Source organism: Lacticaseibacillus mingshuiensis (assembly GCF_016861785.1).
Lineage (GTDB): Bacteria > Bacillota > Bacilli > Lactobacillales > Lactobacillaceae > Lacticaseibacillus > Lacticaseibacillus mingshuiensis.
The window spans coordinates 13,203-38,797 of record NZ_BOLS01000013.1 but is presented as its reverse complement, the minus strand read 5'-3'; the positions used below and the strand labels follow the sequence as shown (position 1 = coordinate 38,797).

Below are 25,595 nucleotides of genomic sequence, written 5' to 3'. Positions count from 1 at the left end.
AGTGCGCTGCCCAACACCTGTGCCGAACAAGCCACCCAGTCCTAAACGCCCCGCCCCGCACCCTTTTTCCCTTTTGTGCTACAATGAGCGTAAATTAACTTGTGGGGTGCGGGGTATGCAAAAGTATTACATTGTTGACAGCTCGATCTTGCCTGAGGTCGTTGACAAGGTGATCCGGGCGCGCACGATGATCGAAAATGGGCAGGTGCGGCAGGTCTCAGAGGCCGTCAAGCGAGTCGGTATCAGTCGTGGCACCTATTATAAGTACAAAGATTACGTGTTTTTGCCCGAGGCGGGTCTGACGCAGCGTAAGGCTGTGATCTCCCTGATGTTGCATCATGACCGCGGAATCCTGTCTGAGGTGCTCAACGCGATCTCGGCGGCGAACGGCAGTATTATCACGATCAACCAGAACATTCCGATTCATGATTGGGCCAGTGTGGTGATCTCGTTTGATATCTCTAATCTGGAAGGGACGATCGACGAGTTGCTGGATGTGCTGCGGGCATCCCGTGGGGTGACCGATGTGACCTTGATCTCAGTTGAATGAGTGCGACGCAAAAAGCGGGCGGCATTGTCATTGATGACAGCGCCGCCCGTTTTTTGTAGCCAGTAATTTTCCGGAAAAATCAGCTCAACTGATGATCTTCCAGCTGTTGATATTTATGGCGCAACGCCCCGACATGATGCTGATAATCGCGGGCATAGACCAGCGCGAAGAGGACATTGAGGACATAGTCAAACGCCGCTTGTGAGGCAAAGGTCCCAATTTTCATCACATCGAATTCCTTCTGGGTGATGATCAGCGCGACATCCGCCAATTGATTCAGCGGCGAGTTGACGTTGCCACTCAATAGGAGAAGCGGCACGCCGGCATTGGTCAAAAACTGCATCAGTTGTTCGGCGCGCGGCGTCTTGCCACCATACGTGATGAAGATGGCACAGTCGTCTTCGGTCAGGTTCGCCGCGGTCCAGGCCTCATCAGCATACTCATCCGCGATCACCGCAAACTTGTTGAGCTTGATCAGCCGATTTTGCAAACTGCGCGCCCGAATCTGTGAATCGCCACTGGCAAACAGGAAGATGCGCTTGGCATCATCGATCAGGTCGGCGGCGTGGGTAAGGTCGGCCTGCTGCAGTTGCGTCAGCGCGCGCGCCACCGCTGCCTGGGTGAGATCGGCCATTTTTTTGGCGATGGTCATGGTGCTGTCAGTCGGCATGAAGGGAAAATTCGCATCGACCGGCTCCGGCGTTTGAAGCGCGGCGGCTGCGGCCTGGGCGATCGCCACGCGGAGCTCTTTGTACCCGGCATACCCGAGCTTTTTTGCCAAACGAACGATTGCTGAGTGTGAGGTGTAAGTCTTGGCGGCCAGCTCCTCGATGGAAAGGGCGGGGATGCTGGCGAGATGAGTTTGAATATAACCAGCCAGCCGCTGCTCGGTCGCGGTCAGGCCTTCTGTTTGCGTCAATGCGTCTGTGAGTAACATCCTATCTCCAATCTGGCCGAAATGTTCAACCGCCTTGTTTTTCCAATCGAAAGGCTGGTCGGTTTCGGCCTAAGTGGCAGCACGTTCGCCGTCAAAGCAAAGAACTTGTTACACTGAGTATAACCCTACATGGAGGTCTTCACATCATGACAAAATTAACGATCGCATATATTGGCAATGGGAAAAGCACCAACCGCTATCATCTGCCGTTTGCGCTGAAGCAGGCGGACAAGATCACCGTCAAGACGATCTATGCCCGGCATGATGATCACACCTGGGCACGCATCCCGGGTGTTCATTACACGACGGACATCAACGATATTTATAATGATGACGCGATTCAGCTGGTGGTGGTCGCAACGCCGGCCGAGACGCATTTTGCACTGGCCAAGGAAGCATTGACCCGCGGTAAAAACGTGCTGGTGGAAAAGCCATTCACCGAGACGGTTGCCGAGGCGCGTGAGTTGTTTGATCTGGCCCAGGCGAAAGACCTGATGATTCAGTGTTACCAAAATCGGCGCTTCGACTCCGATTTTCTCACTGTCCAGCAGGTGATCGAAAGCGGCAAGCTTGGCGACCTGCTTGAAGTCGAGGATACTTTCGATTACTTCCGCCCGGACACCCCGGAAAACAGCACCTTCTCCGCAGCCGGCAGTTTTCTCTATGGTCATGCGTGCCATACGCTGGATCAGATCATTTCCTATTTTGGCAAACCGGATTCGGTGCACAGTGATGTTCGCCAGTTGCTTGGGCGCGGGAAGATGAACGATTATTTTGACCTAGATCTGTATTATGGCAAGATCAAGGTCGCTGTGAAATCCAGCTTTTTCCGGTTGGTGCCACGGCCGAGTTTTTCCGTGTACGGCAAACGCGGCGTCTTCATCAAGCAGGGGATGGATCGACAGGAGACGCATCTGAAGATGTTTTACATGCCGACGCATCCGGACTTTGGGCTGGACCGGCCGGAGGATTACGGGACCTTGACGTATGTGGATGACAACGGCCAATATCATCAGGAAAAAGTCGTGTCGGCCGTTGGCGATTACAGTCGCGTGTATGCGGGCTTGTATGAGACGCTGATCAATGGCAAGCCAAAAGCAGTCAAGGACGAAGAGACCTTGCTTCAGCTACAGATCTTGCAGGATGGCATCCAGCCGCTGGTCGACCAGGAAGAGGGCAAATGACATGAAGCTTGCGATTCTTGGCGCAGGGAAGATCGTGCATGATTTTTTGCCGATGGTGCAGGCACTGCCGTCGATCGAGGTGGCGGCCATTTGCGGATTGCCACAAGATGAACCAGAAATGACCCGCCTCGCTGATCAGTTTCCGATCGCGCATGTCTATACCGATATCAATGAGGGGCTTGCGGATCCGGCCGTGGATACGGTGTATGTCGCCTTGCCCAATGCCTTGCATTTTCGTTTCGCCAAACTGGCACTCGAGGCTGGCAAAAATGTGATCTGCGAAAAGCCGTTCACGCTCCATCTGGCAGAGCTTGAGACCTTGAAAGACATCGCGGAAGCAAAAGGGGTCCTGCTGCTTGAGGCGATCACCAATCAGTATCTGACTAATTATCAGCAGATCAAGGCGGATCTGCCTAAGCTCGGCGATATCAAGATCGTGTCCTGCAACTATTCGCAATATTCTTCACGTTATGATGCCTTCAAGGCGGGAACGGTGCTGCCCGTCTTTGACCCCAAGCTGGGCGGCGGAGCGCTGATGGACTTGAACATTTACAATATCCATTTTGTGGTTGGCCTGCTGGGCAAGCCGGTGGCGGTGCATTATTTTGCCAATATCGACCGCGGCGTGGATACGTCGGGTATTTTGACGCTGACTTATCCGACCTGCCAGGCGCTGTGCATCGCCGCCAAGGATTGCGCGGCGCCGGTCACGTCCAGCATTCAAGGCGACGCGGGGTCCATCATTGTTGAAGGGCCGACCAATACCGTTGAGCGCTTCGACGAGACCCTCAATGGCCAGCCGAGCATCCAGGTGGATCGGCGGGTGTCGGATCACCGAATGTTCCAAGAGTTCGATAATTTTGAGCGGCTCATTCGCCTGGCGGATCACGCTGAAGCGGATCGACGGATGGCGCACAGTGAAGCCGTGATGCAGGTGGTAGATGCGGCACTCAATGATGCGGGCATCACGCTGGGCTAACAGACACGTTGAAAAATGAGAAAGATGGGGCGCCGATCGTTGATACGATTGGCGCCCCATTAATATCTAGTTGCAATTTTGGTGAGAAGATGATAATTTGATTAAATAAATTGCTTGTGGGGGAAGTGATGGACATGACGCGTCCAGTAAAGGTGGCGGCGTTGATTTTGCTCGGCTTATTGATGATCTTGCCGGCTTTGGCGTTGACGACGGCGATCGTGGCACTCAGCTTATTTGCGACGGGCCTGGCTGCAGTTGGCATCGGGAGCGGGCTGTTGGTCGCGGTCAGTGGGACATTGGCCGGCGTCCTGCTTGTGGCGGCGGGGATGTTGATTGGGCTCCAGTTTATCCATTTTCACCAAGGCGAGCTGAATTATGTCGTGGCCGGGGCGCGCCACCACTTGCCTGTCTGTATCAATCTGGCGGGGCGTACGATCTGCCGCCATATTTGGGCCAAGGAGCGCCTTTTTCATTCACAAGGGGAGCATTTATTCGCTGCGATCGAGCACAGCATCGAGACCTATTTTGCCGTTGATCTTCGGGATTACCTGCTCCATCAGGCCGCCGATCAACACGGGGTGGCCGTCATCGAGGTCATGGCCCTTGCAGACGAAGAAGATTTTCACTTTTCACTTTAGGCAGGATCGGGGCAAAACGCGCATGCGGATTTTGCCCCCTTTTCGCGCTCGCACCAGTCTGTGACGGCACCCTCGATCGTTGCTCCAACCCACAGGACTCTTTACTCCCCGGATTCTTTTTTCTTTTCGATCAAATGCCAGGTGCTGGGCCAGCGCATGCCGGTAAAGCCGGTGTATTCGATAGAAAACTGGAAGTGCTGGCCCAGCGCTGAGATCACCTGTTCCAGTTCACTGAGGTCGCCGGTGGCACTATGAAGCGGGGTGGACTTCAGCCGGTGGCCGAGGGACTGCTGATTGAAAAAGAAGTTGATGGCGTGGTCATAAGGGTCGTTGGCGATCAGTAGCCAGTAACGGGTATTCCGGCGTTGGGCAAAAAGTGGCTGAATTCGGGCGACAATCAAATCAACATCTCGGCGATCCATTGGCAAGCCTTCTATTCATAACTGTTGCCGCCGTTGTGGCCACCGACCAGACTGGCGCGCTGAATCGCGGTGCCACCGCGCAACTTAGATTTTGCGTAAACAAGGGCGGTGAAGCCAAACCGCTCGCGAATTTGATCCACGGTGCGGGCGAGATCTGTGCGGTGGAGTTGTGATGGCAGTGGCTCAAATAAGTCGAGTTGCTCGCCTGTATCGGGACTTAAGCGCCCGGTGTAAACGGCGATATTTCGAATGACTTGGCCTTCCCAGCGGGCACGGAACAGTTGAAGCAGTGCCGCATTGATCGCGTCGTTGCGGTTGGTCGGGGCGATGCGCATACTGCCATTAAAGCCGCCGCGGCCATCTTCTTCGCTTGCCGCGTAGGAAAAACCGATGCCCAAACTGAGACTGCCAGCTTGTTTGTGGTGATGCCGCAGCCTGGCCGCCACCTGTTCGCCGATCTCTTTGATCACTAGTTCAATCTCGCTTTGCAAGGCATAATCGCGCGGGAGGACCTGGGAATTGCCGATACTGGCTGAACGGGTCGGTACGCGCTGCGAAAGCTTGCTGCGGTCGATGCCCCAGCTGAGGGCAAACAGCTGGGTGCCGATGATACCCAGTTCCTGTTTAAGGAGATACGGATCGGCATGGGCGAGCTCGTCCATATCGTGAATGTCGAGTTTGTTCAAGTGACGCGCGGTGCGATCGGCGATGCCCCACACATCGGTCAAGTTGGTGATCGACCAGATCTTTTCCGGCACGGTGCGATAGGTGATCTCGCCGATCAGATCCGGTGTGTGCTTGGCGTAGACATCCAGCGCGATTTTTGCCTGCACCGGATTTTCACCGATGCCGACGGTGGTGTATAAGCCGAGCTCTCGCCGAACGGTGCGCTGGATCTTCTCGGCGACGGCGCGCGGGGAGTCGCCAAAAAGCTGCCAACTTTTGGTCAGGTCTAGCAGCGATTCGTCGATCGAGTAAGGCCATAAGTCTTCATCGGCGACGAAACGACGAAAAATATCGTTGATCTGCAGGTTTCGCTTGATGTACAGATTCATGCGCGGGGGCACGACCCATAGATGTGCCTCATCCGGTAAGTCGCGCTGCCGCGAGACGTTGGCTTTCAGACCATACAGGCGTTTGGCTTCAGGTGAGGTGGCCAAGATCAAGCCGCCATTGGTGTTGGCTTGCTCTGACATCACGACAAGAATCGACTTTAGGGGATTGAGCCCACGCATCACACTTTCGACTGAGGCATAAAAGGACTTGTTGTCGATCATGAAGACAACGCGCCGCGGTTCTTTTTCATAGACCATCCGAATCACCTCGCCATTATTATACGAACGCGTGTTTGCTTTTGGCAAGTAAAAAGTTTGTCGCTGTCAGCACGCGTCGGTTGCTTCGCAAAGTGCTATACTCGACTGCAAACAATAAAGCAGGTGACTCGATGACAAAATTAACAGATACATATACGCTTTCCAATGGCGTCAAGATTCCGCAGGTCGGTTTTGGCACATGGCAGATTCCGGATGGCCCGATCGCTTATAAGGCTGTCGCAGATGCGTTGGCGGCTGGGTATCGCCACATTGATACTGCGTGGCAATATAAAAATGAGGCCAGTGTCGGCAAAGCCGTGCGTGATTCCGGCATCGCCCGCGATGAGCTGTTTATCACGTCCAAATTGCCGGCGCATGCAAAGAGCTATGAAGCGGCGAAAACGGCGATCGAGGAAAGCATGGCCAATCTCGGCCTCGATCAGCTCGATCTGTACCTGATCCACGCGCCATGGCCATGGAGTGACCTGGGCGGCGACTACCGCGAGGCAAATCGCGAGGTCTGGCGAGCGATGGAAGAGTTTTACCAAAGTGGGCGGGTCAAGGCGATCGGCATCTCGAACTTCAATGCCCGGGACCAAAAAGACCTGTACGCCCACGCGACGATTCAGCCGATGGTCTTGCAGCTGCAGTATTATATCGGCTTCACGGAAGCGGAAAATGTGCAGGCGGCTCAGGATAACGGCATGCTTGTCGAGGCATTTTCACCGCTTGCGACCGGCTTCTTGCTGAACAACCCAGACGTGCAAAAAGTGGCCGCCGCACATGGCGTATCTGTTGCCCAGGTGGCGATCAAGTATGTCTTGCAACACGGCCTATTGCCGCTTCCCAAGGCGACTGCACCACAACACATCAGCCAAAATGCGCAGCTAGAGTTTGAGCTGACGCCAGCGGAAATGGCCTTTTTGGACACGTTGAAGGACACAGCGCCTGGCGAAGACGATAATCTGTACTGATCAACGGACGCAAAAAGCGGGCGGTGCTTGTCGATGAGGACAGGCACTGCCCGCTTTTGCGTAGGCTGAATTTGCGTGCACTTAGGATAATCGTGCGTTCGGCATGCTGGCGTCGTTGAAAAGGTCTGGCGTCGTTTGAAAACTCGTCTGTGGATTGGCGGCGATCAGCGCCGTATCGGTGGTCAACATCAAGAGGCGGGCGGTGCTGTGGGCCAGGGCCGCTTCGGCACAGGCTAAAAATAGGCGCCGTTCCTGGGGATCCATGCTGGCTGGCAGATCGCGCATCAATAGATATTGGCGACCAGCCAGCAGTCCGCGAAACAGCTGGATATACAGGCTTTGCTGGTCGGTCAGCGCTGAGGCCTGCTGATCCAAAAAGTCGCTGTCTCTGCGCAAATTTTTAGGAAGAATGTCAAATGGTAAGCTTTCTCCGTTGATGAGCAGGTTGCCGCGCACCGTCAGATACGGGACCAAACCGGCATCCGGCAAGGTGATCGTCGCGAGGAGCTTTCTGGCACCGTTTGCGATAAACGTTTGGCCATACCGGCGAAAAGTCTCATCACGCACGTCGTCACTGGGCTGCTGAAGGTAATAAAGATGTGAAGGGGCAAACAGCGCGTCGAGCCGGGCAGCAAAGGCTTGGGCGGCGCGAACATGAAAGATCTGCATGAAAAGACTCCTTTCGTCAATGATGAAGCATTCGGCGTTTGGTCGCGGTGATCGCCGCGAGAAAAACGCTGCCTTGGCCGATCAGCATGGTCGCTAGTCCCGCTAAATAGGTGGGGAGCATGCCAACAATGCCGGCCTCCATGGGGCGCGGGCCGCGATGGGGGAAGATCAGCCCCTGATCATTGAATTCGGTCAGGCGGTTTGCAAATAGTTTTTTTGTGATCGTGCGCAAGTCTTCGGAGGCGCCGCTTTTGGTGAGCTGCGTGTCGAACCAATGCCGGTTGAGGTCGTTGATCCAGCTGGCCGCTGTGTCGCCAAACAAGGTGGCCAGCAGCCATAACACGACATAGACGCCGGTGAAGACCAGCACGTTTTCAAGCAAATATTGAGCAGTGATGTCTCCGGCGTTTTTGCCGACCATCAGATACGCGGTGGTCTCTTGCCGGCGAAAATGGGCGAACAATAGTGCAAAAACGATCCACACCAGCAAACTGACGAGGACGCCGATCCACCAAGTCAGCTGAAGGCGCTGGCCAACAGTGGCGTACGTCTTTTCAACCTGGTCGATCAGCTTGGCAGCGCCAGACAAAGCGGATTTATCAAATTGCCCCAGTCGCCCCTTAAAGGCGGCAAGCGCCCCGCGGTTGGCGGCCTGAAAGGTGAGCAGAAAAAGGCTGAGGATGGTAAACACCAGCGTCCACACCGCGGTGGCGATGTAGGCTCGGCGATGATAGTTCAGCGCCTTGAGCGCCCGTTCGAGAAAACGCATGCTTTCACCTCACCTTAATGACACCAGTATAGCGGCGGGGTGTGAACAAATTATGAATTTGACGGGAATAATTGCACTGGAAATAACGAAAAGACCCAGGACAAAATGGTGCTTTTTGTCCTGGGTCTTCTTGTTAAACGTGGGTCAAATGGGTGACTGGCTGGTCGCATCGGCGGGCCTCCGCACCCTAGTCAGGCTCCGCGGGGCAGGGGTGGGCATCTAGTCGTCCCGGTCGCCCGATGGCAAAGAGCGCCATCAAACGCCCAAGCCGGAACTAGCTGTCCACCCCTGTGCGCCCCGCTCCGCACCCTTATTCTAGTCAGGCTCCAGCTCGCATGGTGGAAACATCTAGGCGTCTCATGCACTCGGTGGCCAAGTTCGCCACCAAGCACCTGAGCCGACCTAGCTGTTCCACCATCCCGCGAGCTTCCGCACCCTTATTCTAGTCAGGCTCCAGCTCGCATGGCGGAAACATCTAGGCGTCTCATGCACTCGGTGGCCAAGTTCGCCACCAAGCACCTGAGCCGACCTAGCTGTTCCACCATCCCGCGAGCTTCCGCACCCTTATTCTAGTCAGGCTCCAGCTCGCATGGCGGAAACATCTAGGCGTCTCATGCACTCGGTGGCCAAGTTCGCCACCAAGCACCTGAGCCGACCTAGCTGTTCCACCATCCCGCGAGCTTCCGCACCCTGTCATCGTTTTGATTTTTGTTTGCTTGTTGCGCTACTACTGGATGAGGTGACGACGCCGTTCTTGATGACCGCCCCTGATTCAACTGCCTCTTTTGCCGCGTCGACTTGCGGCAAGACCTTATCCGGATAGGTCGTCAGTGGCGAGCGGTCGGTCGATAGTTCTGGGGCATCGGTTTGGAACAAGTCCGCCGTGGAGTGATCGCCGTTTTGTGAGTAAAGCGAGGTCGAGTGATCGCCCAATGCTTCCTCAGTCGCCAGCATATTTTTCAAACTATGCGCGTGGTCCAAGATGGTCGGGTCGACCGGGGTGAAGCCCTTAGGCACGTAGAAGCGCAGCAAGTTCTGGTTCGCCAACATGTCCGACAGACTCAGACTTTCATCAACATGCTGCTGGTCGGCCGTAAGCTCTTTTTTGAGCTTTTCATCTGGCGTGACGACATCGCCGCTTGAATTGGCGTAGACGGTATCGCCGAGCACCGTGTATTTTGGCGTGATGTAGTTGTGATTGCGGAAGGCGACCACGCTGTCGTGCTGAGGCGAAAGCAGGTCGGTGCCGAACTGGACGTAAGAATCGGTGCTGATGCCCAGCAGGTGCAGTAGCGTTGGCAAGACATCGATCTCACCGCCGTAAGTATTGTTGATGCCGCCCTTGAGCCCCGGCATGCTGAAGATCAGTGGCACGCGCTGCATCTGAGCGTCGTCGTAGCTGTCCCAGTTCTTGGCGTCCATGACAAGCGCCGAGGCCAGCGTCTGATTGCGATCATTTGAGATGCCGAAGTGGTCGCCGTACAGCATCACCAGCGTATTTTTCTCAAGACCACTGGCTTTGAGGTAGTCGAAGAACTCCTTCAGCGCCTGGTCGAGATAATGCGCGGTGCGGAAATAGCCGTTGATGTACGGATCTGACGTATTCGCATCCGGGAAGTTACTGTCGGTATCCGTGATGAAAAATGGGTAGTGGTTGGAGGTCGTGATGATCTTAGCCTCAAACGGCTGCTGAAGATGCTCCAGATACTTGATCGACTCCCCAAACATCAACTTATCCTTGATGCCATAATCGGTATCCTGACCGGTGTCATGTTTATAAAAGTTGCCGTCAAAAAAGTAATTGTAGCCAAGGCTGTTATAAACGTTGTTGCGATTCCAGAAGGTGCCTGCGCCGCCATGGAAAACAGCGGTGGTGTAGCCGGCCCGCTGCTCCAAAATCGCAGGCTGCCCTTCAAAGGTGTTGTCGGTGCCCAGCGAGGAAAAAAGCGATCCAGTCGACAAGCCAAAGGTAGAAGTCTCCAACATATTTTCCGCATCGGAGGTCTTGCCCTGGCCGACTTGGTGGAAGAAGTTTGAGAAACTCAAGGTGCTGGGCTGCTTGATCAACGAATTGAGAAACGGGGTGACTTCTTGGCCGTCGATCTTGGTGCCGATCAGAAATTGCTGGAAGCTTTCCAGATGGATGATGATCACATTTTTGCCTTTGGCGACGCCATCATACTGTGGATCTGGGGCCGCTGCATGCTTTTTCGTGTAGGCGAGGATCTGATTCATGTTGGCACTGTCGGCGCTGGCACGAACCTGGTTGTTCTGGGCGGTCTTGAAGCCGTCGTAGATCGTAAATGGCGTCAGCCCGAGGTATTTCACGATGTAGTTGCGATCAAACGTGCGCCACAGCAGTTGCGGACGGTTGAGCTCGCTGGTCATCATGGTGACGGCAAACAGCGCGACCCCAACTGTTGATACGGCTTGCGGCAGGTGATAGGTCGGCTGGCGTGGATCGCAGACAAAGCCGAAATGCGGCCAATGAAGCGGCTTTTGCTGAAGATAGGCGATCAAGTTGCGGATGGCAAAAAGAAGGAATGCCGCGCCGATCAAGACAAAGTCGAGGACATAGACGAGATCATGCCAGACCAGCATGTTCAGCGAGCTCGCCCCCAGGCCTTGTGAGACCTTCGAGACACCCAGTACTGTGGTCACCGTCATGAAATCGGAGAATTCGCGGTAATAAAGGACGTTGGCGATCAACAGCACGCACATTAGAAAATAAATAATTAACGCCGATATGTAGGCACGCCGCGGCCGCCGGATGTACAGCGCAAAACTGAGCAGCAGGATGCTGGTCCCCAGCGGGTTGATCACAAGTATGATCTGCTGCAACAGACCGGTGGCACCGAGGGTGAAGTCCACAAAATAAGCGAACAATGTTTTGAGCCAGATCAAGGCGAGCAGCACTGCCAAAAATCCCATGCGGGTGGTGCGCAGCCGAGTTATCAGTCGCTTCACTGAACTTCTCCTCTCTAAAATAGTCTTTCCTATTGTAACCGCCGCCGCGTGCTTGGGCAAACCAGCCCACGGAAAAAATCGGTCGGGGTGTGCCGCAAACCAGCGGCGGCGGCCACTTACTCGTAAAAATAAAAAAGGATTAAAATCTTGAATGGTGCGAAATGGGGCGGTGTGGTCTGGTACAATTGATGCGAGTTTGGAGGAGTCGCCATGTTGTTTTTAGGCCCATTATACCGGCTGATCGCCGACCATTTTGCCACCCGCATCAATCATTTTCCTTTGGTGCGGCTTGTTTTGTACAGCATGGACAAGACAATTCTCTACCTATTGATATGGATGGCGTTGCGCTGGGCGTGGAAACTATTGCGACGCCGCCCGCTACATTTCCGCCATGAGTTGCTGGTGACACTGTTTTCCGGCTATGTGATCATGGTGATGATGCTCACCGTTTTCCGCGATGTCTATTACCCCTGGCAACTGGTCTTCCATTTTGACCGCCCGCTGTCCGTGATCAATTTTCACCCCCTCGTCGAGACGTTCAAGCTCAGGCAAGGCTTGTCGCAATTTGATTTTTGGTATCAATCGGCCGGCAACATCGCCTGGTTCATGCCATTTGGCTTCGGCCTGCCGCTGGTCGCCAGCCGCAAACAGAACCTGCTGGGGGTCAGTGCGCGCGGGCTGCTTCTGTCGCTGGTCATTGAAACGCTACAATTTCTTCTGATCTCCGGCGTGGCCGACATCGATGACGTGATCTTCAACACGATCGGCGCCGCTATCGGGTACCTCGTTTATAAGCTGATCTGGCCGCATGGACGAGGCTAACGGGTTTTTCTGAAAATATTTTTGGATTTCATGATTTGGTGAAACTCATTTGCTTGAAGCGCCTAGACAGGGCGGTCAAGCGGTGCGTTTCGCTATTTTTTTTTGGCCGCCGAGTGGTCTGGCTGGTTTTTTCGAAAAAAGCCTGTTATTATCGCCTTGTCTGAAAATTGGGCGTGAGATGGCACCGATTTCAGAATTCGTTTTCATAGCGTGATGCCCGCCATTATGCGGTTGAATTGAAAACGAAATCACGATAGAATGACTACTTGTGTATTTTACATTTTGCAAGAGACACACGACCTTCGACGAAAAGAGGAAAATGACATGACCATCATCATCGCGCTGATTCCAGCCCTTGCCTGGGGCTCGATCGGCCTTGTCAGCGGCAAACTTGGCGGGAATGCTTACCAGCAGACCCTGGGGATGACGCTTGGCGCATTGATCTTCGGCATTGGCACCTGGCTTGTGATGCGCCCGGCCATGGATGTGAAAGTGTGGGCGATCGGCCTGGCTGCCGGCTTATTCTGGGCGTTGGGCCAGAGCCAACAGTTCCAAGCTATGAAATATATCGGCGTGTCGATGACCGTGCCGCTTTCCACCGGGATGCAACTGGTGGCCAACACATTGGCCGGCGCGCTATTATTCGCCGAATGGAAAACGGGCAAAATGGTCATTCTTGGCTTACTCGCCTTAGTCTTTCTGGTCGCAGGGGCATTTTTGACCTCGCGGAAGGAAAAAGGCGGTGACGCTGGCACGCCATTGGCATACGCAAAAGGCATCCGGACGCTGCTGATCTCGACCATTGGTTATGCGGGCTACACGATCATCATCAACGCTGGCCAAGTCTCGACCACCGGCGTTGTGTTGCCGCAATCGATCGGCATGGTGATCGGCGCACTGCTGTTTGCCATCGGCCACGATGCCTTCAAAAAAGAAACAGTCAAGAACATCCTCACCGGCTTTTTGTGGGGTACCGGCAACGCATTTCAGCTCTATTCGATGACATTGGTCGGCCTCGCCGTTTCCTATTCGCTTGCGCAAATGGGCATCGTGATCTCGACGTTTGGCTCGATTTACTTGCTCGGTGAACATAAGACGCACAAGGAGATGCAGTGGGTGACAGTGGGGTCTTTGCTCATTATCGCTGGCGGCGTCGTCCTCGGAATCATGAAATAACCACATGAGTAAGGTAGCGGATACGAAAGAACTGATTTTTTCGTATTGGGCTACCTTGCTTTTTCATATATGCGCGGTTAAAGTTGAAAGTGTTTCAGGAACAATTTAGGAGGATGCAGATAATGGCTTATATCTCTTTTGATTCATCGAAGCTGAGCAAGTTCGTTCACGAAAACGAGCTCGGCGAGATGCAGGCACTGGTCACCGCAGCTGATAAGGAGCTGCGTGAAGGCACCGGCGCTGGCAACGATTTTCGTGGGTTCTTGGACCTGCCTGTCAACTATGACAAGGACGAGTTTGCCCGGATCAAGAAGGCAGCAGAAAAGGTTCAAAGTGATTCCGAAGTCTTCGTTGCGATTGGTATTGGTGGTTCCTACCTCGGCGCGCGGATGGCGATCGACTTTTTGTCCCACACCTTCCGCAACTACGAACCAGGCCGCAAACTGCCAGAAGTTTATTTTGCCGGCAATTCCATTTCTAGCAGCTACCTGGCTGATCTGGTCGACATCATCGGCGACCGCGACTTCTCTTTGAACGTCATCAGCAAGTCTGGGACCACGACCGAACCTTCGATCGCATTCCGGATCCTCAAGGCTAAACTTGTCGAGAAATACGGCAAGGAAGGTGCAAAAGGTCGTATCTATGCGACGACTGACCGCGCACAAGGCGCTTTGAAGCATGAATCCGATGTTGAAGGCTACGAAGAATTCGTTGTGCCTGATGATCTTGGCGGCCGTTACTCTGTTTTGTCCGCAGTTGGCTTGCTTCCGATCGCCGTTGCTGGTGGCGACATTGATGCTTTGATGAAGGGCGCTGCCGATGCCCGCGACGAATACAGCGACGCGGATCTGACCAAGAACGAAGCATATCAGTATGCCGCATTGCGCAACATTTTGTATCGCAAGGGCTACACGACTGAATTGCTTGAAAACTACGAACCGACCTTGCAGTATCTCGGCGAATGGTGGAAGCAATTGATGGGCGAGTCTGAAGGCAAGGATCAAAAGGGTATCTACCCATCATCTGCAAACTTCAGTACTGACCTGCACTCCTTGGGTCAATACATCCAGGAAGGTCTGCGCAACCTGATGGAGACCGTTGTTTGGGTCGACCAGCCAAATCACGAGCTGACCATTCCTGTTGAAAAAGGCTCAAACGATGGCCTCGACTATCTGGAAGGCCGCAAGATGTCCGAAGTTAACCGTAAGGCGTACGAGGGCGTTGTGCTGGCTCATACCGATGGCGGCGTGCCTGTGATGACCGTCACCATTCCAAAGCAGGATGCCTACACCTTGGGCTACTTGATCTACTTCTTTGAAGCAGCCGTTGCCGTGTCCGGTTACCTGAATGGCATCAACCCATTCAACCAGCCTGGCGTTGAAGCTTACAAGAAAAACATGTTTGCGCTTCTTGGCCGTCCTGGCTTTGAAGATATGACCAAGGAATTGACCGCACGCCTGTAATGGCGATGGTTATGGCCGTTTTATCTGGTCAATAAAAGAGCAAAACTAAAGCCCATAAAGTGGGCGGGACACCTCCGTGGTGTAGAAATCGGTTTAGATGTTAGCCGATCCCGGTCGCTTTGTGGGCTTTTTTTGTTTGTCGCCAACGAGATATTCGTTAAGTTTGGCAGTAGCATTTTTCTTTACTAGCGGAGTGACCTCTGCGTAGATCAACGTCGTCGAGATATCCTTGTGTCCCAGAACGTCGCGAATATCCTCGAGTGGGACGCCTGATTCTCGCATAAAGACGCCGAGCGTGTGGCGGAGGTCATGAATGACGATTTTTGGCAATCCTGTGGACTTGCGAATACGTTCAAAGGCGCCGTTGGTTGAGCGGTCTCTGAGCACCTTTCCGTAGAAACGAGGAGCGGCACGCATACGGAACACAAAGTCTTCACCACCGTGGGCTGGTGCGTCTTCGTCCAGGCTTAGGATTTTTGGTCGCGGATACCATGTCCTATTCCACTCTAGCAACGCTGTACGCAGCCGGTCAGTCATATACAGGGTTCGAAATGAGGCCGGAAACTTAGGATCATCCAGGACCACTAGACCTGAATTTGGCCCGGTCTCGGCACGATAGAGACGGGTCTTATTAATGTTTATCGTATTAGTCGAGAAGTCAACGTCAGACCACTTCAGTGCCATTGCTTCGCCTTTACGAAGGCCTAGGTCAAGAATTGTCAAAAAGAAGTAGTACCACACAGGGTCGTTCTCTTCGTGAGCAGTCGCTAGAAAGCGGTCAGCTTGTTCTCGCGTCCAATAATGAAGTGTTGGATGGACTTGCTTCACAGAACGGGGGAACTCAACGCCAACAGCAGGGTTGCGAGAGATGTATTCGAGCTGGACTGCCTTTTTTAGGGCGTTGGAAAGGGTGGCGTTGATGATCTGAACCGAGTTGAAGGACAAGGGAGCGCCGCCTTTGCCACCGTGGTCGAGCATGTCGCTGATAAACCGCTGGTGCTGTCCTGGGCTATATCGCGCTAATGTGAAGCTTCCTACGTTGGGGATGATGTACTTCTCTATGTTGTAGCGGTAGACGATCATGCTGCCTTCTTTGACATTGAGCTTGTAGTTCTGTATCCAGTCATGCATCCAGTCTGCGATACGCATGTTTCCCTTTGAATGATTTACGGCGGACTGATCAATCAGGGCGGCCGTTTTTTGCTTAGCCCAGTTTTTGGCGGCCTCACGAGTTAGGAAGCTGCGCTGATGAAAATTTATCTGTTTTCCAGTGCCAGGGTTGACGCCGGCGTATCCAGTAACTTGCCAGCGTGTTTGTCCATTTTTTAGCTGATAACTGCTGATCGTGGCCAAGATATTACCTCCTTTTTGGATTTTCTGCAGTTGAAGTACAAACGTATGTTCTTTTGAACTGTGAAAGAAAAGCCCCGGAATGGGGCATGGACATGTAGGAATTAAACCTACGACCGAAGGGGGAAACAGAACGGCTACCCAATATACTTACCAACAATAGGCACTTTGCTGAGAACCTTTTTGCCGTGGGGAGAGACGTTAGTGATGATGTCAGTGAGGTCTTGACCAGCAACATTACCGTGATGATTTTCTCCGGCCCAGGCTTTAACAGACGTTAGATCGTATACTACACCATCGACTGCCACATATTTGTGGGGATCGTCTTTGCCATTATATTTTGCCAATTCTTCCTTAGTGAATGTTCGATCTGCCATACTGATGACCTCCAATGTTAAATTGTTGCCGGTAATCGCCGCAGCGGTCTGTGCCGTCATATTAGCAATTTACCTTTTTATAGCGCTGCCGGTTCCATAGAGAACCTGGCAGCGCTTGTTGCGTAGATATTGGGATAGTCCATTTTCATATCAAGATTCCTTCAATATGTTCGTCGGCATTTGGGCTTCTGACGGCTTACAGCCCGAGCAGCTTCCTCTTCTTGGCGTTAAACTCATCTTGCGTGATGATGCGGTCATCAGCCAGTGCTTTAAGTTCACGAATTTCGTCGGCCAACGTTTGACTTTCTGGGGACCCGGCATGATTGCTCGTCTGTCTTGGGTGAGATGCTCCTTCGCGAGCGTCGTTTATTGATTGGACCATCAATAATGCGGTTTTCTTGTTAACGTTTTCGATGCGGGTCACCGTTGCTCCGTTTGTGATAGTGATTGAGCCTAGCATCAACCCCTTCGAATACGAGATGGCATTGACCATGTTCAGCGGTATCTCTGTAGACTTGATACCGTAGAGGAGGCCTTTGTCAATAAAGAGAACGCGCTGGTCAGTAGAGACCATAAGCACTGTATTACCGTCCGCGACGCCACTCGTGGCGTATTTAATGGTTTCATTATCCCTGATTATGTCAGGAAGTGCCTGTACTTCTTTTTTTGTTCCCCAAATATCAGAGACCCCAGCATCGGCAAATTGTTTCTGTATCCGGCTGCGGCGCTCATTCTGACCAGACTTCGCTTCAATATAGGCATGTCCATCCATGACTCCCGATAAAATCAGCTTAATGTCATCTGAGGTTAGGAGCGGGGCAATTTTCACTGTATCTGTGGTGGTATTTAGTTTCATTGACTTCCAATGGGAGCGACATACAAAACCGCCGTCAGATATTTTGACAGATCCAGTTAAAGCGCCAATTTTTTCTCCATCAACAATGCATACGTGCATGATATCGTCCCTTTTGAGTATTCAGCTTTTACCGTCGTCAGTATTTGGACGTAGCTCATCTAATGAGTTCAAAGTATCGTACCATCCACTGCGGAAGCTCGTACTCCTCGAGAATCTGATCGTAGTTCAATGGGTTAATGCCACCGCGGTCGCCAAACATAAACTGAAACATGAAACAGTTGGCAATGTATTCGGCTGAGCCGGTTCGTGCCACGGATGCATTCCGATAGAAGTAATTAGTGTCCGCGGACCGTGTTAGCTGTGAGTGCCCCAATTCGTGTGCCAGGACGCCAGAGGCACTTGAATAGCTCTGCGCCGTGCTTAGGTTAATGATGGCTCTTCTTGCCGCTACGAGAGTATAGCCCATGATGTTTGCACCGAGGTCTCGCTTAACAACCTGGACGCCGGGCAAATACTCGGCAACAGTCCAAGGGTCCCGGGTATTGTATCGGTTGATGATGCTGCGTGCTTTGACGATGGCCGACTCTGCTTCGTATCGCATTTGGCCACCTTCTTAGTCCCCGGACTCGGAGCCGCGATACTTCTTTGGCGTGAAGCTCTTCTTGGCCATCTCGTGAGCCAAGGCGAGAGAGCTGCGCAGTGAGGCAACCAGCAACTCGCGATCGTGATCTGAAATCTCGGCATCGTTTTTGAAGAAGTTGACGCCTGACTTGTCGTCTAGCCCGTTGATGATACGCTCTAGCTCTTCGTCGATGGACTTCTGGTCCTTCTCAGTGAGGGAATAATAGTGACGCTTATCAGAGCGGCCCATCAGATAGTCAGCAGAAACATCGAAAAGTTTTGCGAGTCTATCAATAGCCTTCATCGGTGGCTCTCTCGTACCGCGCTCCCAAGTACCGATCGTCTTAGGAGATACGCCAAGCTTTTCGCCCAGAGTTTCTTGGGTGTAGGCATTTTCAGTTCGCAAATCATGTAGCCGTTGTCCGAACATAGTGTAACCTCCTATTGATTAAATACTACAAAGCGTAGCAAAAAATTAACACGCACAAATTGTAGCAATTTATGTTGACAGATACGTTTTGTAGTTTTATATTAGAAATATCGAAAGGCTACGAAACGTAGCGGGAGGTGATTACTTTGAATAAGCTTAAGCAATTAAGGAAACAAAAGAATATTTCTTCCGATTCATTTGCAAAAATGCTGGGCGTGTCACCCAAAACCGTTGATGCATGGGAGCGAGGCTATCGAAACCCAAAGCCAGCGGCAATGCAACATATTGAAGATATTTTGGGAGCTCCCAAGGAAGAAATTTTTTTTGCAGCATTTAGCTACAAAACGTCGCCAAGACAGGAGGCAGTCAAATGAACGAATTGATCAAAGTAGTCGTCAATGCACGGCACGAGCAAGTTGTGTCAGCACGAGAGCTATACAAGGGGCTGGAGTTGAAGAAGCGGTTCAGCCAGTGGGTCGAACAGAACTTCACCGGATTCGTAGATGGAACTGATTTTACGAGTGTACCTCAAGGTACGGTCGTTCGAAGCGGCAACGGTACGGAACGCCGATTTGATGACTATGCCATCACGGTAGACATGGCCAAGAACCTAGCACTCATGAGCAAGACGCAAAAGGGCGCAGCGTTCCGTGCCTACTTCATCGAGGTAGAGCGTAAGTGGAATGACCCGAAGGAAGTTATCAAGCGCGGCTATGAGTACCTCAAGGATGAGAACGCGCAACTCAAAGTAGAGAACCGATCGCTGAATGCGAACGTCGCTCTCATGACACCAAAGGCCGCCTACTTCGATGACCTGGTCGAGCGCAATACGCTGACCAACTTCCGTGACACCGCCAAGATGCTAGGCCATCGCCAGAATGAATTTATCACCTGGCTAATTGACCAGGGCTTCGTCTACCGCGACGCGCACAAGTACATCAAGCCTCGGGCGGCATATGCCAACACTTACTTCACCATCAAGGACAACAAGATGGGCTACCCGCAGACCCTGATCACTCCGCAGGGACGCAGCGCATTTAATCTGCTGCTGGGCGCTGGCGAGGAGGCAGTCAAATGAACAAGAGAGAACACGACGAGAGGCGGGTCCAAGGCTGGGAAGAGCTCTCCGCTGATATCACCAGAGAACTAAAGGCAGGGAACGAAAAGATACAGCACATATTAGTTGCATCCTTGCACGACGATGACGACGTTTCTAAAACATTCGGCACATTGGTAACGATGGTGCTTGTAAACACAAGGGACACCCCGAAGGATGCCCCGAAAGATTAGTCACCATCAGCGCTTTCTGGAATCCAGTTAGTGCCTAGTGAAAATGGATCGTCGTTGGCTGTGAAGACCGTAAACGAATATCCACGTAGTCTTGATTTTTCGTGAACGAGAGTCTGCGGATTAAGTTTCTCAGTTTTGTCTCCCATTTTTGCAACGATCGAAATTACATCAGGAATGGTCTTAGGCAAACCGGTCTGGGTATTTATGAAGGTTACGTCCCACATTTTAATCACCTCCTTTCATTTCTCCACCTCGTTGTAAGGGGGGAAGTCGAAGAAGTCGCGCACGCTGATGTTGAGGGAAGCACACCATGAGGTAACCGAGTAAATAGAGATTGGGGCGGTAGACGACAGTGCGCTCATCAAGGATTTTTTAGCCGTGTCGGTTAGTCTGATTGTTATGTCGAATTTGCTCCAATGATGGGCGTCTGCAATTTCAAAAAAACGGGTAATCAAGCTCCCACTGACAACTGGCATATCTTGCAATTTCACTTGTGCCAAAAAAGCACTAGCAGGTTCGTATTCCAACATTGATACCTCTCTATTCAAAATGAGTTGACAACAAAACTTCGAGAAACGCGGGGACGCTTCTCGTTTGGCACCTCATTTTTCGATCTTGTTATTCCCGGCCAGTATCCGCCGCACGCGCTCCTGTTCCTCGGGGGTGAGTGCATCGCCCAGTTGTTCCCACTTGTCGCGTTGCTTGGCGGCGCTGGTGCCATCTGGGCGGATGTTGTACGGCGGAAAGTCTAGGAGCTCCGTGAGGGACATTCCGAGGCCGTCTGCGATTCTTGCAAGAGTCACTACGCCGGGGTTAACGGATCGTAAGTTGATAATCGCACTAACTGAGGATTGGGAAACGCCTGCTAACATCGCCAGACGATTAGCGGTGAGATTTCGTTCTTCAAGTATCTGTTCGAGCCGACGACTTATCAGATTATCTTGATATTCCACAGCAAGGCTCCTTTCAAGATTTCTATGAGCAAAGTGTACCAAGCTACCAGAATTTTATGGCATTTTAGCACAATGTTGTTGACCAGCAGCCACGTTGTGCTAATATATTGCTGTAAGATGGCAAAATGTTACTAACCGAAAGAAGGTGGATTTATGAAGGCAAGCGATCTAGTACGCGAATATCGGAAACGGGCCCGCATGTCGCAAGTAGACCTAGCAGACATTAGCGGTGTTCCACAGACCACCATCAGTGCCATTGAGCGTGGCACTGATCCGTCTTGGAATACGCTCAAACGACTGGCGATCACGCTCAACATCACGGTTGAGGACCTGATGGGAACGGAGGTGAAGAACTGATGGAAGCAACACGAGAGGAACTAAAGGCAGCGTTCAAAGATCTGCTCAATGACCAGGACTTTCGCCGCGAAATGCGAAGCGAACTATCACCAACCGGCGGCTTCAATCCTGAGGCCAAAGCCTTCAAGGATGATGTGAAGTCTGAGCTACGCATCATCTACGCGGCCAAGTATACAGACGGCTCTACGGGGGCTTATAGGCTGGTTGAAGGCTTTAACTCGATTGCGCGCTTCATTCTCGGCCTACGCAGTATGGCGGGCCTGACGGATGAGCAGGTACCGGAAGCCAGAAAGTTGTTTGAGCAATACAAGCAGCTACTGAAGGGGGTGAGTTTATGAACCGCGAACGGTACTACGAAGCAATCACCAAGTTGAAGCCGGATGTTACTCGCACGCAGCTTGAGATGCTGAGCGATGAGGGGTTGCAGAAGTTCTACCTGCTGACCAAGAACGAACTGGATCAAATGGTCAGCGAAGCCTTTGCGGATGCGGGGCTTGCTCTTTAATTATTGTCACGCAAACAAGCGTGAATTTGGCGGTACGGAATACCCAAAGGAGGGATGGAATTTTGACTTCAAACATTATCAAGCAATTTGAAAATGCCTTAGATCGCACCGGTATAAGTAAGGTGACGCTGGCGCAGGAGATCCACATCAGTCAGTCGGCAATGAGCAACTGGAGTGCCCGGGGGTCGATCCCAGAATTAATGCTGATCCGGGTGGCGAAGGTCATTGGCGAATATCGTTTCAAGTTGGAAGCTGGCCTGGCGCTGGTTGGGTTGAAGATCGTGGAAGACAAGAGCATCGAGGACACGCCGCAGGCACACTATTTCTCAACAGAGAAAGAAGCGGACGACCGGAAGCGGCTCGACAATCAGATCCTGCTGGTGCTGAGCAAGCGCCGGGGCGCACGGACGATGGATGATCGCGAAGCGGTCGAGCGATACGTCAAGGAGCTGTCAGAACAGATTGGATCCGAGCAATCGTATCTGGCAGCTATCTTGGAAGATTGGGATCTTGAGGGGGCTTGAACATGGACATCGTGACAACGGCGAACTATGAGTTCACCAAAGAGCTGGCGAAGCTGGTCGCCGAGCAGTTGCGCCCTGAGCTGCCGAAGCTAGTCAAAGAGGCGGTTCGGGAGCTGGTGCCGCAGAAAGGCATGACGCGTGCTGAGGCTTCAAAGATGCTCCGCATCTCCGAGGGTGACAACCTGAGCGCCATTCTGGATGACCCGAGCTTTCCCAGCTACCCGAACGGAACCCAGCGCCGGTATTGGCCGCGCGCGGTTGATGAGTACATGACAACGCACAATTGGAGGTAACAAAAATGCTGAACATTTTGATCTGGATCATCGCAATCGTATTCAGCCTGTGGGCGCTGACAGAAAGCCCGCTGATGGACTGGGTAGACAAGAAACTCGCAAACAACAAGCACACTGCGAAGCTACTCGGCTACACGGAGCAAGACATTGCCGAGCTGAACGCAAAAAAAGCCCCAGCGGAGGCAACCGCCGGAGCTAAGAACTTTAACAATAATATTTACCCATTCAGTGTAGCACGTAGCGGCCTTGAGCGAAAGGCGGCGAAGTGATGAGCACATCAATGTATGGAATTGAAAAGGACTGGCAGAACCATGACTTGCTTCGCTGGAAGGAACCGTACCTCGACATCTTCGACGACACGGTGTCTGTTGAGGATCTTCCAGCCTACCTCGAGAAATGGTTCGGCATGGACGGGTACACGATGCGAGATGGCGAAAAGGACTGGCGCGGCGAAGAGGTGGATCCTGATGCCGAGTACATGATTATCGCAGCATACGGCGACATCGTGGCGGATTATGACCTGCAAGAATACGCAGAACAGAAATTGGGGGCAATGCCACATGACAACTAATGACAGCGGAACGTCTATGGTGGCCGTTGACGAGATCAAGTACACGGTCGACTATACGCCGGCAACAATCGAGTTCGATCACTTCGACGAGCTCAAGTCGCAACTATTGCAATATACGCAACAGTTCGAGTCGATGGAGGTCAACGAGGCAACCGTTAAGGAAGCCAAGAAGGTCAAGTCGAAACTGAATGGGCTCAAGAAGCAGGTCAACGATCGGCGTATTTCGATCCATAAAACGTATGAACAACCGTATGACGCGTTTAAGCAAAAGGTCGATGAATTAATCGGCATCATCGATAAGGCCGTTAAACCGATCGATACGGCCGCAGGGGCGCTTGCTGAACAAGACCGGGAACGTAAGCGGCAGATGGTCGAGCAAACGATCAACGAAGTGGCTCCGGAATACGGCATCGACCCGGCGAACGTTCCGGTGCGGCCGACTTGGTTAAATGCTTCAACGTCACAATCAACATTTATCCGCGAACTGGGCCAGGATCTCCTGGGCATTCAGGACCACGCCAAGAAGGTAATCGCTGATCGGGAGGCGGTCAAGGCATATGCCGCGGCAAACGACATGGACCCGAGCGGCTGGCTTGCCCAGATTGACGATCACACGTCCTTCGTCGATATTCGCCCACGTATGGACACCGCGATGATGCAGCGGAAGCAAGAGGCGGAGGCAGCGCAGAAACGCGCAGAGGCCGCCGCAGCGGTCGCAGCATTGAACCAGGAACAGATCGGCGAAAAAACGGTCGATACGGAGACTGGTGAAGTCGTGGCGGTTGAACAGATGGAACTTGAGCCGGAGCCAAAGCAGGATGAACGAAAATTTGTCCGCGCGTTCCGGATCACCGCGACCGCTGATCAGATGTGGGCGCTGGCGGATTGGATGAAGGCAAACGGGATCGACTACGAGCCGATCAAGGAGGCCCGCCCATGAAACGGTCAGAAAGCACAATCGAATTGATCAAGGATATGCGCAAATTCCGCGAGCAGGTGAAGCAACCAGACAAAAACGCGACGAACCCGTTCACCAAGTCAAAGTACTCGGACCTGTCGGCGGTCATCAAGTCGGTCGACGCCGGGACAAAAGGCACGGGGCTGTCATGGACCCAGGACGTATGCAACAGCGAGCAAGGCGTGACGGTCCAAACGATCATCTTCCACGACTCAGGCGAGTACATCGAGTTTTCACCGCTGACGATGCCGGCCGGTAAGGGCACGGCGCAGGAGTTAGGATCCGCCGAAACGTACGCGCGCCGCTACACGCTGCAGACAGCGTTCGGACTGGTTGGAGACGCGGACGACGACGGGAACGCGGCCTCCAATCGCACGCAGGAGACCCAACAGCGCCCCACACGTACCACACAGCCACGTTCAACGCCACGCCGGGAAGAACATCGGCCCCCGCAACAAGCCGCGCCTGCGGAACGTATGGCGGGCAATGACGACAAGCAGAAGTTGCTAGACCGGATCAAGGCGTTCTCCAAGGAACAACATCGTGATGCCAACGAGGTATATACGGCGGTTGTCCAACGTGCGAACGTCGGGACCGTGAAACTTGGGTCACTGACCCTTGAGAATTTCGTTGCGTTGTCAGCGGCGTTCCAGGACATGGTAACGACCGCGCCGGATCCAGAAACGGCCGGGGCGGGTGATGATGGTGAAGTACCGCCGCTTCCGTTTTAGGGGGTGACACCAAGATGGATTATTTCAAGCAGCGTCGGGCTTTTCGTAAATTGCTCACAGAAGAATTGGAGCTCTCATTGGGCCAGGTATGCCTGTATCGCGAGTTATTAGACTACGCGAACGACGAGGGCAAAATGGAGCATCAATTCAGGTTGCGCAATTCGATCATAGCCAGTCGCACCGGCCTAACCGAAGAGGGCGTTAAAGCCGCACGGAATAGGCTGGTACAAGAACACTTGATTGAGTACACCCCCGGAAGTAAGTCAAAGAAAAGCCCGGGTTACAAACTGGTTCAGCTATACGGCGAGCACCCCAAGCAACTTGCTAGTAGTACCCCAGACAACACCCTAGCAGTACCCCAGGCTACCCCCATACCAGTACCCCAGACTACCCCGCATAAGTACTTACCAGTACTTGACTATGACTTGACTATTAAGAACACCCCCCTTACCCCCCACGGGGGAAATGAGCGTGTGATCGGCCCGGCCGAGGAGTTTGTTAGTGAGCTATGGCCCGCATACCCACGCAAAGGCGGAAACTTTGCCCAGGCACAACAAACGTATGTGCAGGCGGTGACTAGCGGGGAAACTACGAAGGCTGCCGTCCTGGCCAAGATTGCCGAATATAAGGCCTATATTGCACTGAACCACGTGCAGACGGGATTTATCAAGACGGCGGGTAACTGGTTTGAGGGGCACGGCTGGATGAGCGAGTACGATACCAGCAAGCCCGCGAAGCTGCAGGAACCGAGCGGCCGGCAGGAGGCAACGCCAGGATGGTTGAATGCTGATCAGCCAGCAACTGGTGATGAGTTAAGCCCTGATGAGGAGGCTGAGCTGGCGGAACGTATGGCAAAACTGAAAGGTGATGCATGATCGTGGAAGGGACGGTAGTCCACGGTGGAACCGGAGGAGGA

The 25,595-nt window shown here is 52.9% G+C and carries 35 protein-coding genes; 21 read left to right on the top strand and 14 right to left on the bottom strand.

What is annotated here, in order from left to right; genetic code table 11:
• Positions 1-115: 115 nt before the first annotated feature.
• Positions 116-550 carry an ACT domain-containing protein gene (locus JUE67_RS08995; protein ID WP_125697167.1) on the top strand — a complete coding sequence of 145 codons (435 nt, stop codon included), beginning with the start codon at positions 116-118 and terminating at the stop codon, positions 548-550.
• A 79-nt stretch (positions 551-629) separates the two neighbouring features.
• Here JUE67_RS08995 and JUE67_RS08990 read toward each other — a convergent pair whose 3' ends face one another.
• Positions 630-1,487, bottom strand: a complete 858-nt coding sequence (locus JUE67_RS08990; protein WP_203628262.1) for a MurR/RpiR family transcriptional regulator — start codon at positions 1,485-1,487, stop codon at positions 630-632.
• 146 nt (positions 1,488-1,633) lie between these two features.
• Between JUE67_RS08990 and JUE67_RS08985 the strand changes: the two genes are divergently transcribed.
• The 3 genes from JUE67_RS08985 (at position 1,634) to JUE67_RS08975 (ending at position 4,288) form a co-directional block, all read left to right on the top strand.
• On the top strand, positions 1,634-2,671 hold the full coding sequence (locus JUE67_RS08985) for an oxidoreductase (protein WP_203628263.1): 1,038 nt from the start codon (positions 1,634-1,636) through the stop codon (positions 2,669-2,671).
• Position 2,672: 1 nt separating this feature from the next.
• A complete protein-coding gene (locus JUE67_RS08980) occupies positions 2,673-3,650 on the top strand; it encodes a Gfo/Idh/MocA family protein (protein ID WP_203637129.1) in 978 nt (325 codons plus the stop codon).
• A 134-nt stretch (positions 3,651-3,784) separates the two neighbouring features.
• Positions 3,785-4,288 carry a hypothetical protein gene (locus tag JUE67_RS08975; protein ID WP_203628265.1) on the top strand — a complete coding sequence of 168 codons (504 nt, stop codon included), beginning with the start codon at positions 3,785-3,787 and terminating at the stop codon, positions 4,286-4,288.
• Between the two features lie 101 nt (positions 4,289-4,389).
• On the opposite strand, the gene JUE67_RS08970 is transcribed toward JUE67_RS08975, so the two are convergent.
• Both JUE67_RS08970 and JUE67_RS08965 read right to left on the bottom strand, forming a co-directional pair.
• Entirely contained in the window at positions 4,390-4,710 is a 321-nt protein-coding gene (locus JUE67_RS08970) for an acetyl-CoA carboxylase (protein WP_225877948.1), read from the bottom strand.
• A gap of 11 nt (positions 4,711-4,721) precedes the next feature.
• On the bottom strand, positions 4,722-6,023 hold the full coding sequence (locus JUE67_RS08965) for a Y-family DNA polymerase (RefSeq protein WP_203628266.1): 1,302 nt from the start codon (positions 6,021-6,023) through the stop codon (positions 4,722-4,724).
• A 131-nt stretch (positions 6,024-6,154) separates the two neighbouring features.
• On the opposite strand from JUE67_RS08965, the gene JUE67_RS08960 reads away from it, so the two are divergent.
• The gene (locus JUE67_RS08960; protein WP_203628267.1) at positions 6,155-6,997 is read left to right on the top strand and encodes an aldo/keto reductase; all 843 of its coding nucleotides are present in this window, start codon (positions 6,155-6,157) and stop codon (positions 6,995-6,997) included.
• 81 nt (positions 6,998-7,078) lie between these two features.
• On the opposite strand, the gene JUE67_RS08955 is transcribed toward JUE67_RS08960, so the two are convergent.
• From JUE67_RS08955 to JUE67_RS08945, 3 genes are all read right to left on the bottom strand, one after another.
• A complete protein-coding gene (locus tag JUE67_RS08955) occupies positions 7,079-7,666 on the bottom strand; it encodes a hypothetical protein (RefSeq protein ID WP_203628268.1) in 588 nt (195 codons plus the stop codon).
• A 16-nt stretch (positions 7,667-7,682) separates the two neighbouring features.
• Complete coding sequence (locus JUE67_RS08950) at positions 7,683-8,435, bottom strand: hypothetical protein (protein ID WP_203628269.1); 753 nt, start codon at positions 8,433-8,435, stop codon at positions 7,683-7,685.
• 693 nt (positions 8,436-9,128) lie between these two features.
• On the bottom strand, positions 9,129-11,423 hold the full coding sequence (locus JUE67_RS08945) for an LTA synthase family protein (protein WP_505744168.1): 2,295 nt from the start codon (positions 11,421-11,423) through the stop codon (positions 9,129-9,131).
• Positions 11,424-11,612: 189 nt separating this feature from the next.
• Here JUE67_RS08945 and JUE67_RS08940 point away from each other — a divergent pair, with 189 nt between their 5' ends.
• The 3 genes from JUE67_RS08940 (at position 11,613) to JUE67_RS08930 (ending at position 14,863) form a co-directional block, all read left to right on the top strand.
• Positions 11,613-12,224, top strand: a complete 612-nt coding sequence (locus JUE67_RS08940; RefSeq protein ID WP_203628273.1) for a VanZ family protein — start codon at positions 11,613-11,615, stop codon at positions 12,222-12,224.
• A gap of 324 nt (positions 12,225-12,548) precedes the next feature.
• Positions 12,549-13,400, top strand: a complete 852-nt coding sequence (locus JUE67_RS08935; RefSeq protein WP_203628274.1) for a GRP family sugar transporter — start codon at positions 12,549-12,551, stop codon at positions 13,398-13,400.
• Positions 13,401-13,522: 122 nt separating this feature from the next.
• Positions 13,523-14,863 carry a glucose-6-phosphate isomerase gene (locus tag JUE67_RS08930; RefSeq protein WP_125697179.1) on the top strand — a complete coding sequence of 447 codons (1,341 nt, stop codon included), beginning with the start codon at positions 13,523-13,525 and terminating at the stop codon, positions 14,861-14,863.
• Positions 14,864-14,956: 93 nt separating this feature from the next.
• On the opposite strand, the gene JUE67_RS08925 is transcribed toward JUE67_RS08930, so the two are convergent.
• From JUE67_RS08925 to JUE67_RS08905, 5 genes are all read right to left on the bottom strand, one after another.
• Complete coding sequence (locus JUE67_RS08925) at positions 14,957-16,216, bottom strand: tyrosine-type recombinase/integrase (protein ID WP_203628275.1); 1,260 nt, start codon at positions 16,214-16,216, stop codon at positions 14,957-14,959.
• A 134-nt stretch (positions 16,217-16,350) separates the two neighbouring features.
• A complete protein-coding gene (locus JUE67_RS08920) occupies positions 16,351-16,590 on the bottom strand; it encodes a cytochrome b5 domain-containing protein (RefSeq protein ID WP_125697332.1) in 240 nt (79 codons plus the stop codon).
• Between the two features lie 196 nt (positions 16,591-16,786).
• Complete coding sequence (locus JUE67_RS08915; RefSeq protein ID WP_236002639.1) at positions 16,787-17,446, bottom strand: PH domain-containing protein; 660 nt, start codon at positions 17,444-17,446, stop codon at positions 16,787-16,789.
• Between the two features lie 154 nt (positions 17,447-17,600).
• Positions 17,601-18,047 (bottom strand): M78 family metallopeptidase domain-containing protein, encoded by a 447-nt coding sequence (locus tag JUE67_RS12715; RefSeq protein ID WP_225877950.1) that lies wholly within the window; start codon positions 18,045-18,047, stop codon positions 17,601-17,603.
• 12 nt (positions 18,048-18,059) lie between these two features.
• Positions 18,060-18,497 carry a helix-turn-helix domain-containing protein gene (locus JUE67_RS08905; protein WP_203628276.1) on the bottom strand — a complete coding sequence of 146 codons (438 nt, stop codon included), beginning with the start codon at positions 18,495-18,497 and terminating at the stop codon, positions 18,060-18,062.
• Positions 18,498-18,643: 146 nt separating this feature from the next.
• Between JUE67_RS08905 and JUE67_RS08900 the strand changes: the two genes are divergently transcribed.
• Genes JUE67_RS08900 through JUE67_RS08890 form a run of 3 tightly spaced genes read left to right on the top strand, consistent with a single transcriptional unit; the run spans position 18,644 to position 19,787 of the window.
• Positions 18,644-18,871 carry a helix-turn-helix transcriptional regulator gene (locus JUE67_RS08900; RefSeq protein WP_125579664.1) on the top strand — a complete coding sequence of 76 codons (228 nt, stop codon included), beginning with the start codon at positions 18,644-18,646 and terminating at the stop codon, positions 18,869-18,871.
• Entirely contained in the window at positions 18,868-19,575 is a 708-nt protein-coding gene (locus JUE67_RS08895) for an antA/AntB antirepressor family protein (RefSeq protein WP_203628277.1), read from the top strand. The genes JUE67_RS08900 and JUE67_RS08895 overlap by 4 nt, the downstream gene beginning before the upstream one ends.
• Positions 19,572-19,787, top strand: a complete 216-nt coding sequence (locus JUE67_RS08890; RefSeq protein ID WP_203637128.1) for a hypothetical protein — start codon at positions 19,572-19,574, stop codon at positions 19,785-19,787. The genes JUE67_RS08895 and JUE67_RS08890 overlap by 4 nt, the downstream gene beginning before the upstream one ends.
• Here JUE67_RS08890 and JUE67_RS08885 read toward each other — a convergent pair.
• The 3 genes from JUE67_RS08885 to JUE67_RS08875 all read right to left on the bottom strand — a co-directional run bounded on the left by JUE67_RS08885 (position 19,784) and on the right by JUE67_RS08875 (position 20,740).
• Entirely contained in the window at positions 19,784-20,011 is a 228-nt protein-coding gene (locus JUE67_RS08885; protein ID WP_203637127.1) for a hypothetical protein, read from the bottom strand. The genes JUE67_RS08890 and JUE67_RS08885 overlap by 4 nt on opposite strands.
• Positions 20,012-20,026: 15 nt before the next feature.
• Positions 20,027-20,317 carry a hypothetical protein gene (locus JUE67_RS08880; RefSeq protein ID WP_203628279.1) on the bottom strand — a complete coding sequence of 97 codons (291 nt, stop codon included), beginning with the start codon at positions 20,315-20,317 and terminating at the stop codon, positions 20,027-20,029.
• Between the two features lie 72 nt (positions 20,318-20,389).
• A complete protein-coding gene (locus JUE67_RS08875; RefSeq protein WP_225877951.1) occupies positions 20,390-20,740 on the bottom strand; it encodes a helix-turn-helix domain-containing protein in 351 nt (116 codons plus the stop codon).
• Between the two features lie 153 nt (positions 20,741-20,893).
• On the opposite strand from JUE67_RS08875, the gene JUE67_RS08870 reads away from it, so the two are divergent.
• The 10 genes from JUE67_RS08870 to JUE67_RS12710 all read left to right on the top strand — a co-directional run bounded on the left by JUE67_RS08870 (position 20,894) and on the right by JUE67_RS12710 (position 25,554).
• Positions 20,894-21,097 (top strand): helix-turn-helix transcriptional regulator, encoded by a 204-nt coding sequence (locus tag JUE67_RS08870; RefSeq protein WP_203628280.1) that lies wholly within the window; start codon positions 20,894-20,896, stop codon positions 21,095-21,097.
• Positions 21,097-21,435, top strand: coding sequence for a hypothetical protein (locus tag JUE67_RS08865; RefSeq protein WP_203628281.1), 339 nt, complete (start codon positions 21,097-21,099; stop codon positions 21,433-21,435). Before JUE67_RS08870 ends, JUE67_RS08865 begins: the two co-directional genes overlap by 1 nt.
• A complete protein-coding gene (locus tag JUE67_RS08860; RefSeq protein WP_164510138.1) occupies positions 21,432-21,602 on the top strand; it encodes a hypothetical protein in 171 nt (56 codons plus the stop codon). The genes JUE67_RS08865 and JUE67_RS08860 overlap by 4 nt, the downstream gene beginning before the upstream one ends.
• A gap of 62 nt (positions 21,603-21,664) precedes the next feature.
• Positions 21,665-22,126, top strand: a complete 462-nt coding sequence (locus JUE67_RS08855; RefSeq protein WP_203628282.1) for a helix-turn-helix domain-containing protein — start codon at positions 21,665-21,667, stop codon at positions 22,124-22,126.
• 2 nt (positions 22,127-22,128) lie between these two features.
• Complete coding sequence (locus JUE67_RS08850) at positions 22,129-22,419, top strand: hypothetical protein (protein ID WP_125697322.1); 291 nt, start codon at positions 22,129-22,131, stop codon at positions 22,417-22,419.
• A 5-nt stretch (positions 22,420-22,424) separates the two neighbouring features.
• Positions 22,425-22,688, top strand: a complete 264-nt coding sequence (locus tag JUE67_RS08845) for a hypothetical protein (protein ID WP_203628283.1) — start codon at positions 22,425-22,427, stop codon at positions 22,686-22,688.
• The gene (locus JUE67_RS08840) at positions 22,688-22,990 is read left to right on the top strand and encodes a hypothetical protein (protein WP_203628284.1); all 303 of its coding nucleotides are present in this window, start codon (positions 22,688-22,690) and stop codon (positions 22,988-22,990) included. The genes JUE67_RS08845 and JUE67_RS08840 overlap by 1 nt, the downstream gene beginning before the upstream one ends.
• Positions 22,980-23,930: a DUF1351 domain-containing protein gene (locus JUE67_RS08835; protein ID WP_203637126.1), complete on the top strand. Its 951-nt coding sequence runs from the start codon at positions 22,980-22,982 to the stop codon at positions 23,928-23,930. The genes JUE67_RS08840 and JUE67_RS08835 overlap by 11 nt, the downstream gene beginning before the upstream one ends.
• On the top strand, positions 23,927-24,679 hold the full coding sequence (locus tag JUE67_RS08830; RefSeq protein WP_125697318.1) for an ERF family protein: 753 nt from the start codon (positions 23,927-23,929) through the stop codon (positions 24,677-24,679). The genes JUE67_RS08835 and JUE67_RS08830 overlap by 4 nt, the downstream gene beginning before the upstream one ends.
• Before the next feature lie 14 nt (positions 24,680-24,693).
• Positions 24,694-25,554, top strand: coding sequence for a hypothetical protein (locus JUE67_RS12710; protein WP_236002637.1), 861 nt, complete (start codon positions 24,694-24,696; stop codon positions 25,552-25,554).
• The last annotated feature ends 41 nt before the right edge of the window (positions 25,555-25,595 follow it).

Excerpts from the sequence above, each read along its gene's own strand:
- JUE67_RS08920 (WP_125697332.1), bottom strand. The coding sequence starts at position 16,590 with ATGGCAGATCGAACATTCACTAAGGAAGAATTGGCAAAATATAATGGC.
- JUE67_RS08830 (WP_125697318.1), top strand. The coding sequence starts at position 23,927 with ATGAAACGGTCAGAAAGCACAATCGAATTGATCAAGGATATGCGCAAA.
- JUE67_RS08950 (WP_203628269.1), bottom strand. The coding sequence starts at position 8,435 with ATGCGTTTTCTCGAACGGGCGCTCAAGGCGCTGAACTATCATCGCCGA.
- JUE67_RS08930 (WP_125697179.1), top strand. The coding sequence starts at position 13,523 with ATGGCTTATATCTCTTTTGATTCATCGAAGCTGAGCAAGTTCGTTCAC.
- JUE67_RS08890 (WP_203637128.1), top strand. The coding sequence starts at position 19,572 with ATGAACAAGAGAGAACACGACGAGAGGCGGGTCCAAGGCTGGGAAGAG.
- JUE67_RS08970 (WP_225877948.1), bottom strand. The coding sequence starts at position 4,710 with ATGGATCGCCGAGATGTTGATTTGATTGTCGCCCGAATTCAGCCACTT.
- JUE67_RS08995 (WP_125697167.1), top strand. The coding sequence starts at position 116 with ATGCAAAAGTATTACATTGTTGACAGCTCGATCTTGCCTGAGGTCGTT.
- JUE67_RS08885 (WP_203637127.1), bottom strand. The coding sequence starts at position 20,011 with ATGTGGGACGTAACCTTCATAAATACCCAGACCGGTTTGCCTAAGACC.
- JUE67_RS08980 (WP_203637129.1), top strand. The coding sequence starts at position 2,673 with ATGAAGCTTGCGATTCTTGGCGCAGGGAAGATCGTGCATGATTTTTTG.
- JUE67_RS08905 (WP_203628276.1), bottom strand. The coding sequence starts at position 18,497 with ATGTTCGGACAACGGCTACATGATTTGCGAACTGAAAATGCCTACACC.
- JUE67_RS08870 (WP_203628280.1), top strand. The coding sequence starts at position 20,894 with ATGAAGGCAAGCGATCTAGTACGCGAATATCGGAAACGGGCCCGCATG.
- JUE67_RS08915 (WP_236002639.1), bottom strand. The coding sequence starts at position 17,446 with ATGAAACTAAATACCACCACAGATACAGTGAAAATTGCCCCGCTCCTA.
- JUE67_RS08835 (WP_203637126.1), top strand. The coding sequence starts at position 22,980 with ATGACAACTAATGACAGCGGAACGTCTATGGTGGCCGTTGACGAGATC.
- JUE67_RS08840 (WP_203628284.1), top strand. The coding sequence starts at position 22,688 with ATGAGCACATCAATGTATGGAATTGAAAAGGACTGGCAGAACCATGAC.
- JUE67_RS12710 (WP_236002637.1), top strand. The coding sequence starts at position 24,694 with ATGGATTATTTCAAGCAGCGTCGGGCTTTTCGTAAATTGCTCACAGAA.
- JUE67_RS08975 (WP_203628265.1), top strand. The coding sequence starts at position 3,785 with ATGACGCGTCCAGTAAAGGTGGCGGCGTTGATTTTGCTCGGCTTATTG.
- JUE67_RS08850 (WP_125697322.1), top strand. The coding sequence starts at position 22,129 with ATGGACATCGTGACAACGGCGAACTATGAGTTCACCAAAGAGCTGGCG.
- JUE67_RS08955 (WP_203628268.1), bottom strand. The coding sequence starts at position 7,666 with ATGCAGATCTTTCATGTTCGCGCCGCCCAAGCCTTTGCTGCCCGGCTC.
- JUE67_RS08895 (WP_203628277.1), top strand. The coding sequence starts at position 18,868 with ATGAACGAATTGATCAAAGTAGTCGTCAATGCACGGCACGAGCAAGTT.
- JUE67_RS08880 (WP_203628279.1), bottom strand. The coding sequence starts at position 20,317 with ATGTTGGAATACGAACCTGCTAGTGCTTTTTTGGCACAAGTGAAATTG.
- JUE67_RS08935 (WP_203628274.1), top strand. The coding sequence starts at position 12,549 with ATGACCATCATCATCGCGCTGATTCCAGCCCTTGCCTGGGGCTCGATC.
- JUE67_RS08985 (WP_203628263.1), top strand. The coding sequence starts at position 1,634 with ATGACAAAATTAACGATCGCATATATTGGCAATGGGAAAAGCACCAAC.
- JUE67_RS08845 (WP_203628283.1), top strand. The coding sequence starts at position 22,425 with ATGCTGAACATTTTGATCTGGATCATCGCAATCGTATTCAGCCTGTGG.
- JUE67_RS08860 (WP_164510138.1), top strand. The coding sequence starts at position 21,432 with ATGAACCGCGAACGGTACTACGAAGCAATCACCAAGTTGAAGCCGGAT.
- JUE67_RS08960 (WP_203628267.1), top strand. The coding sequence starts at position 6,155 with ATGACAAAATTAACAGATACATATACGCTTTCCAATGGCGTCAAGATT.
- JUE67_RS08990 (WP_203628262.1), bottom strand. The coding sequence starts at position 1,487 with ATGTTACTCACAGACGCATTGACGCAAACAGAAGGCCTGACCGCGACC.
- JUE67_RS08965 (WP_203628266.1), bottom strand. The coding sequence starts at position 6,023 with ATGGTCTATGAAAAAGAACCGCGGCGCGTTGTCTTCATGATCGACAAC.
- JUE67_RS08940 (WP_203628273.1), top strand. The coding sequence starts at position 11,613 with ATGTTGTTTTTAGGCCCATTATACCGGCTGATCGCCGACCATTTTGCC.
- JUE67_RS12715 (WP_225877950.1), bottom strand. The coding sequence starts at position 18,047 with ATGCGATACGAAGCAGAGTCGGCCATCGTCAAAGCACGCAGCATCATC.
- JUE67_RS08865 (WP_203628281.1), top strand. The coding sequence starts at position 21,097 with ATGGAAGCAACACGAGAGGAACTAAAGGCAGCGTTCAAAGATCTGCTC.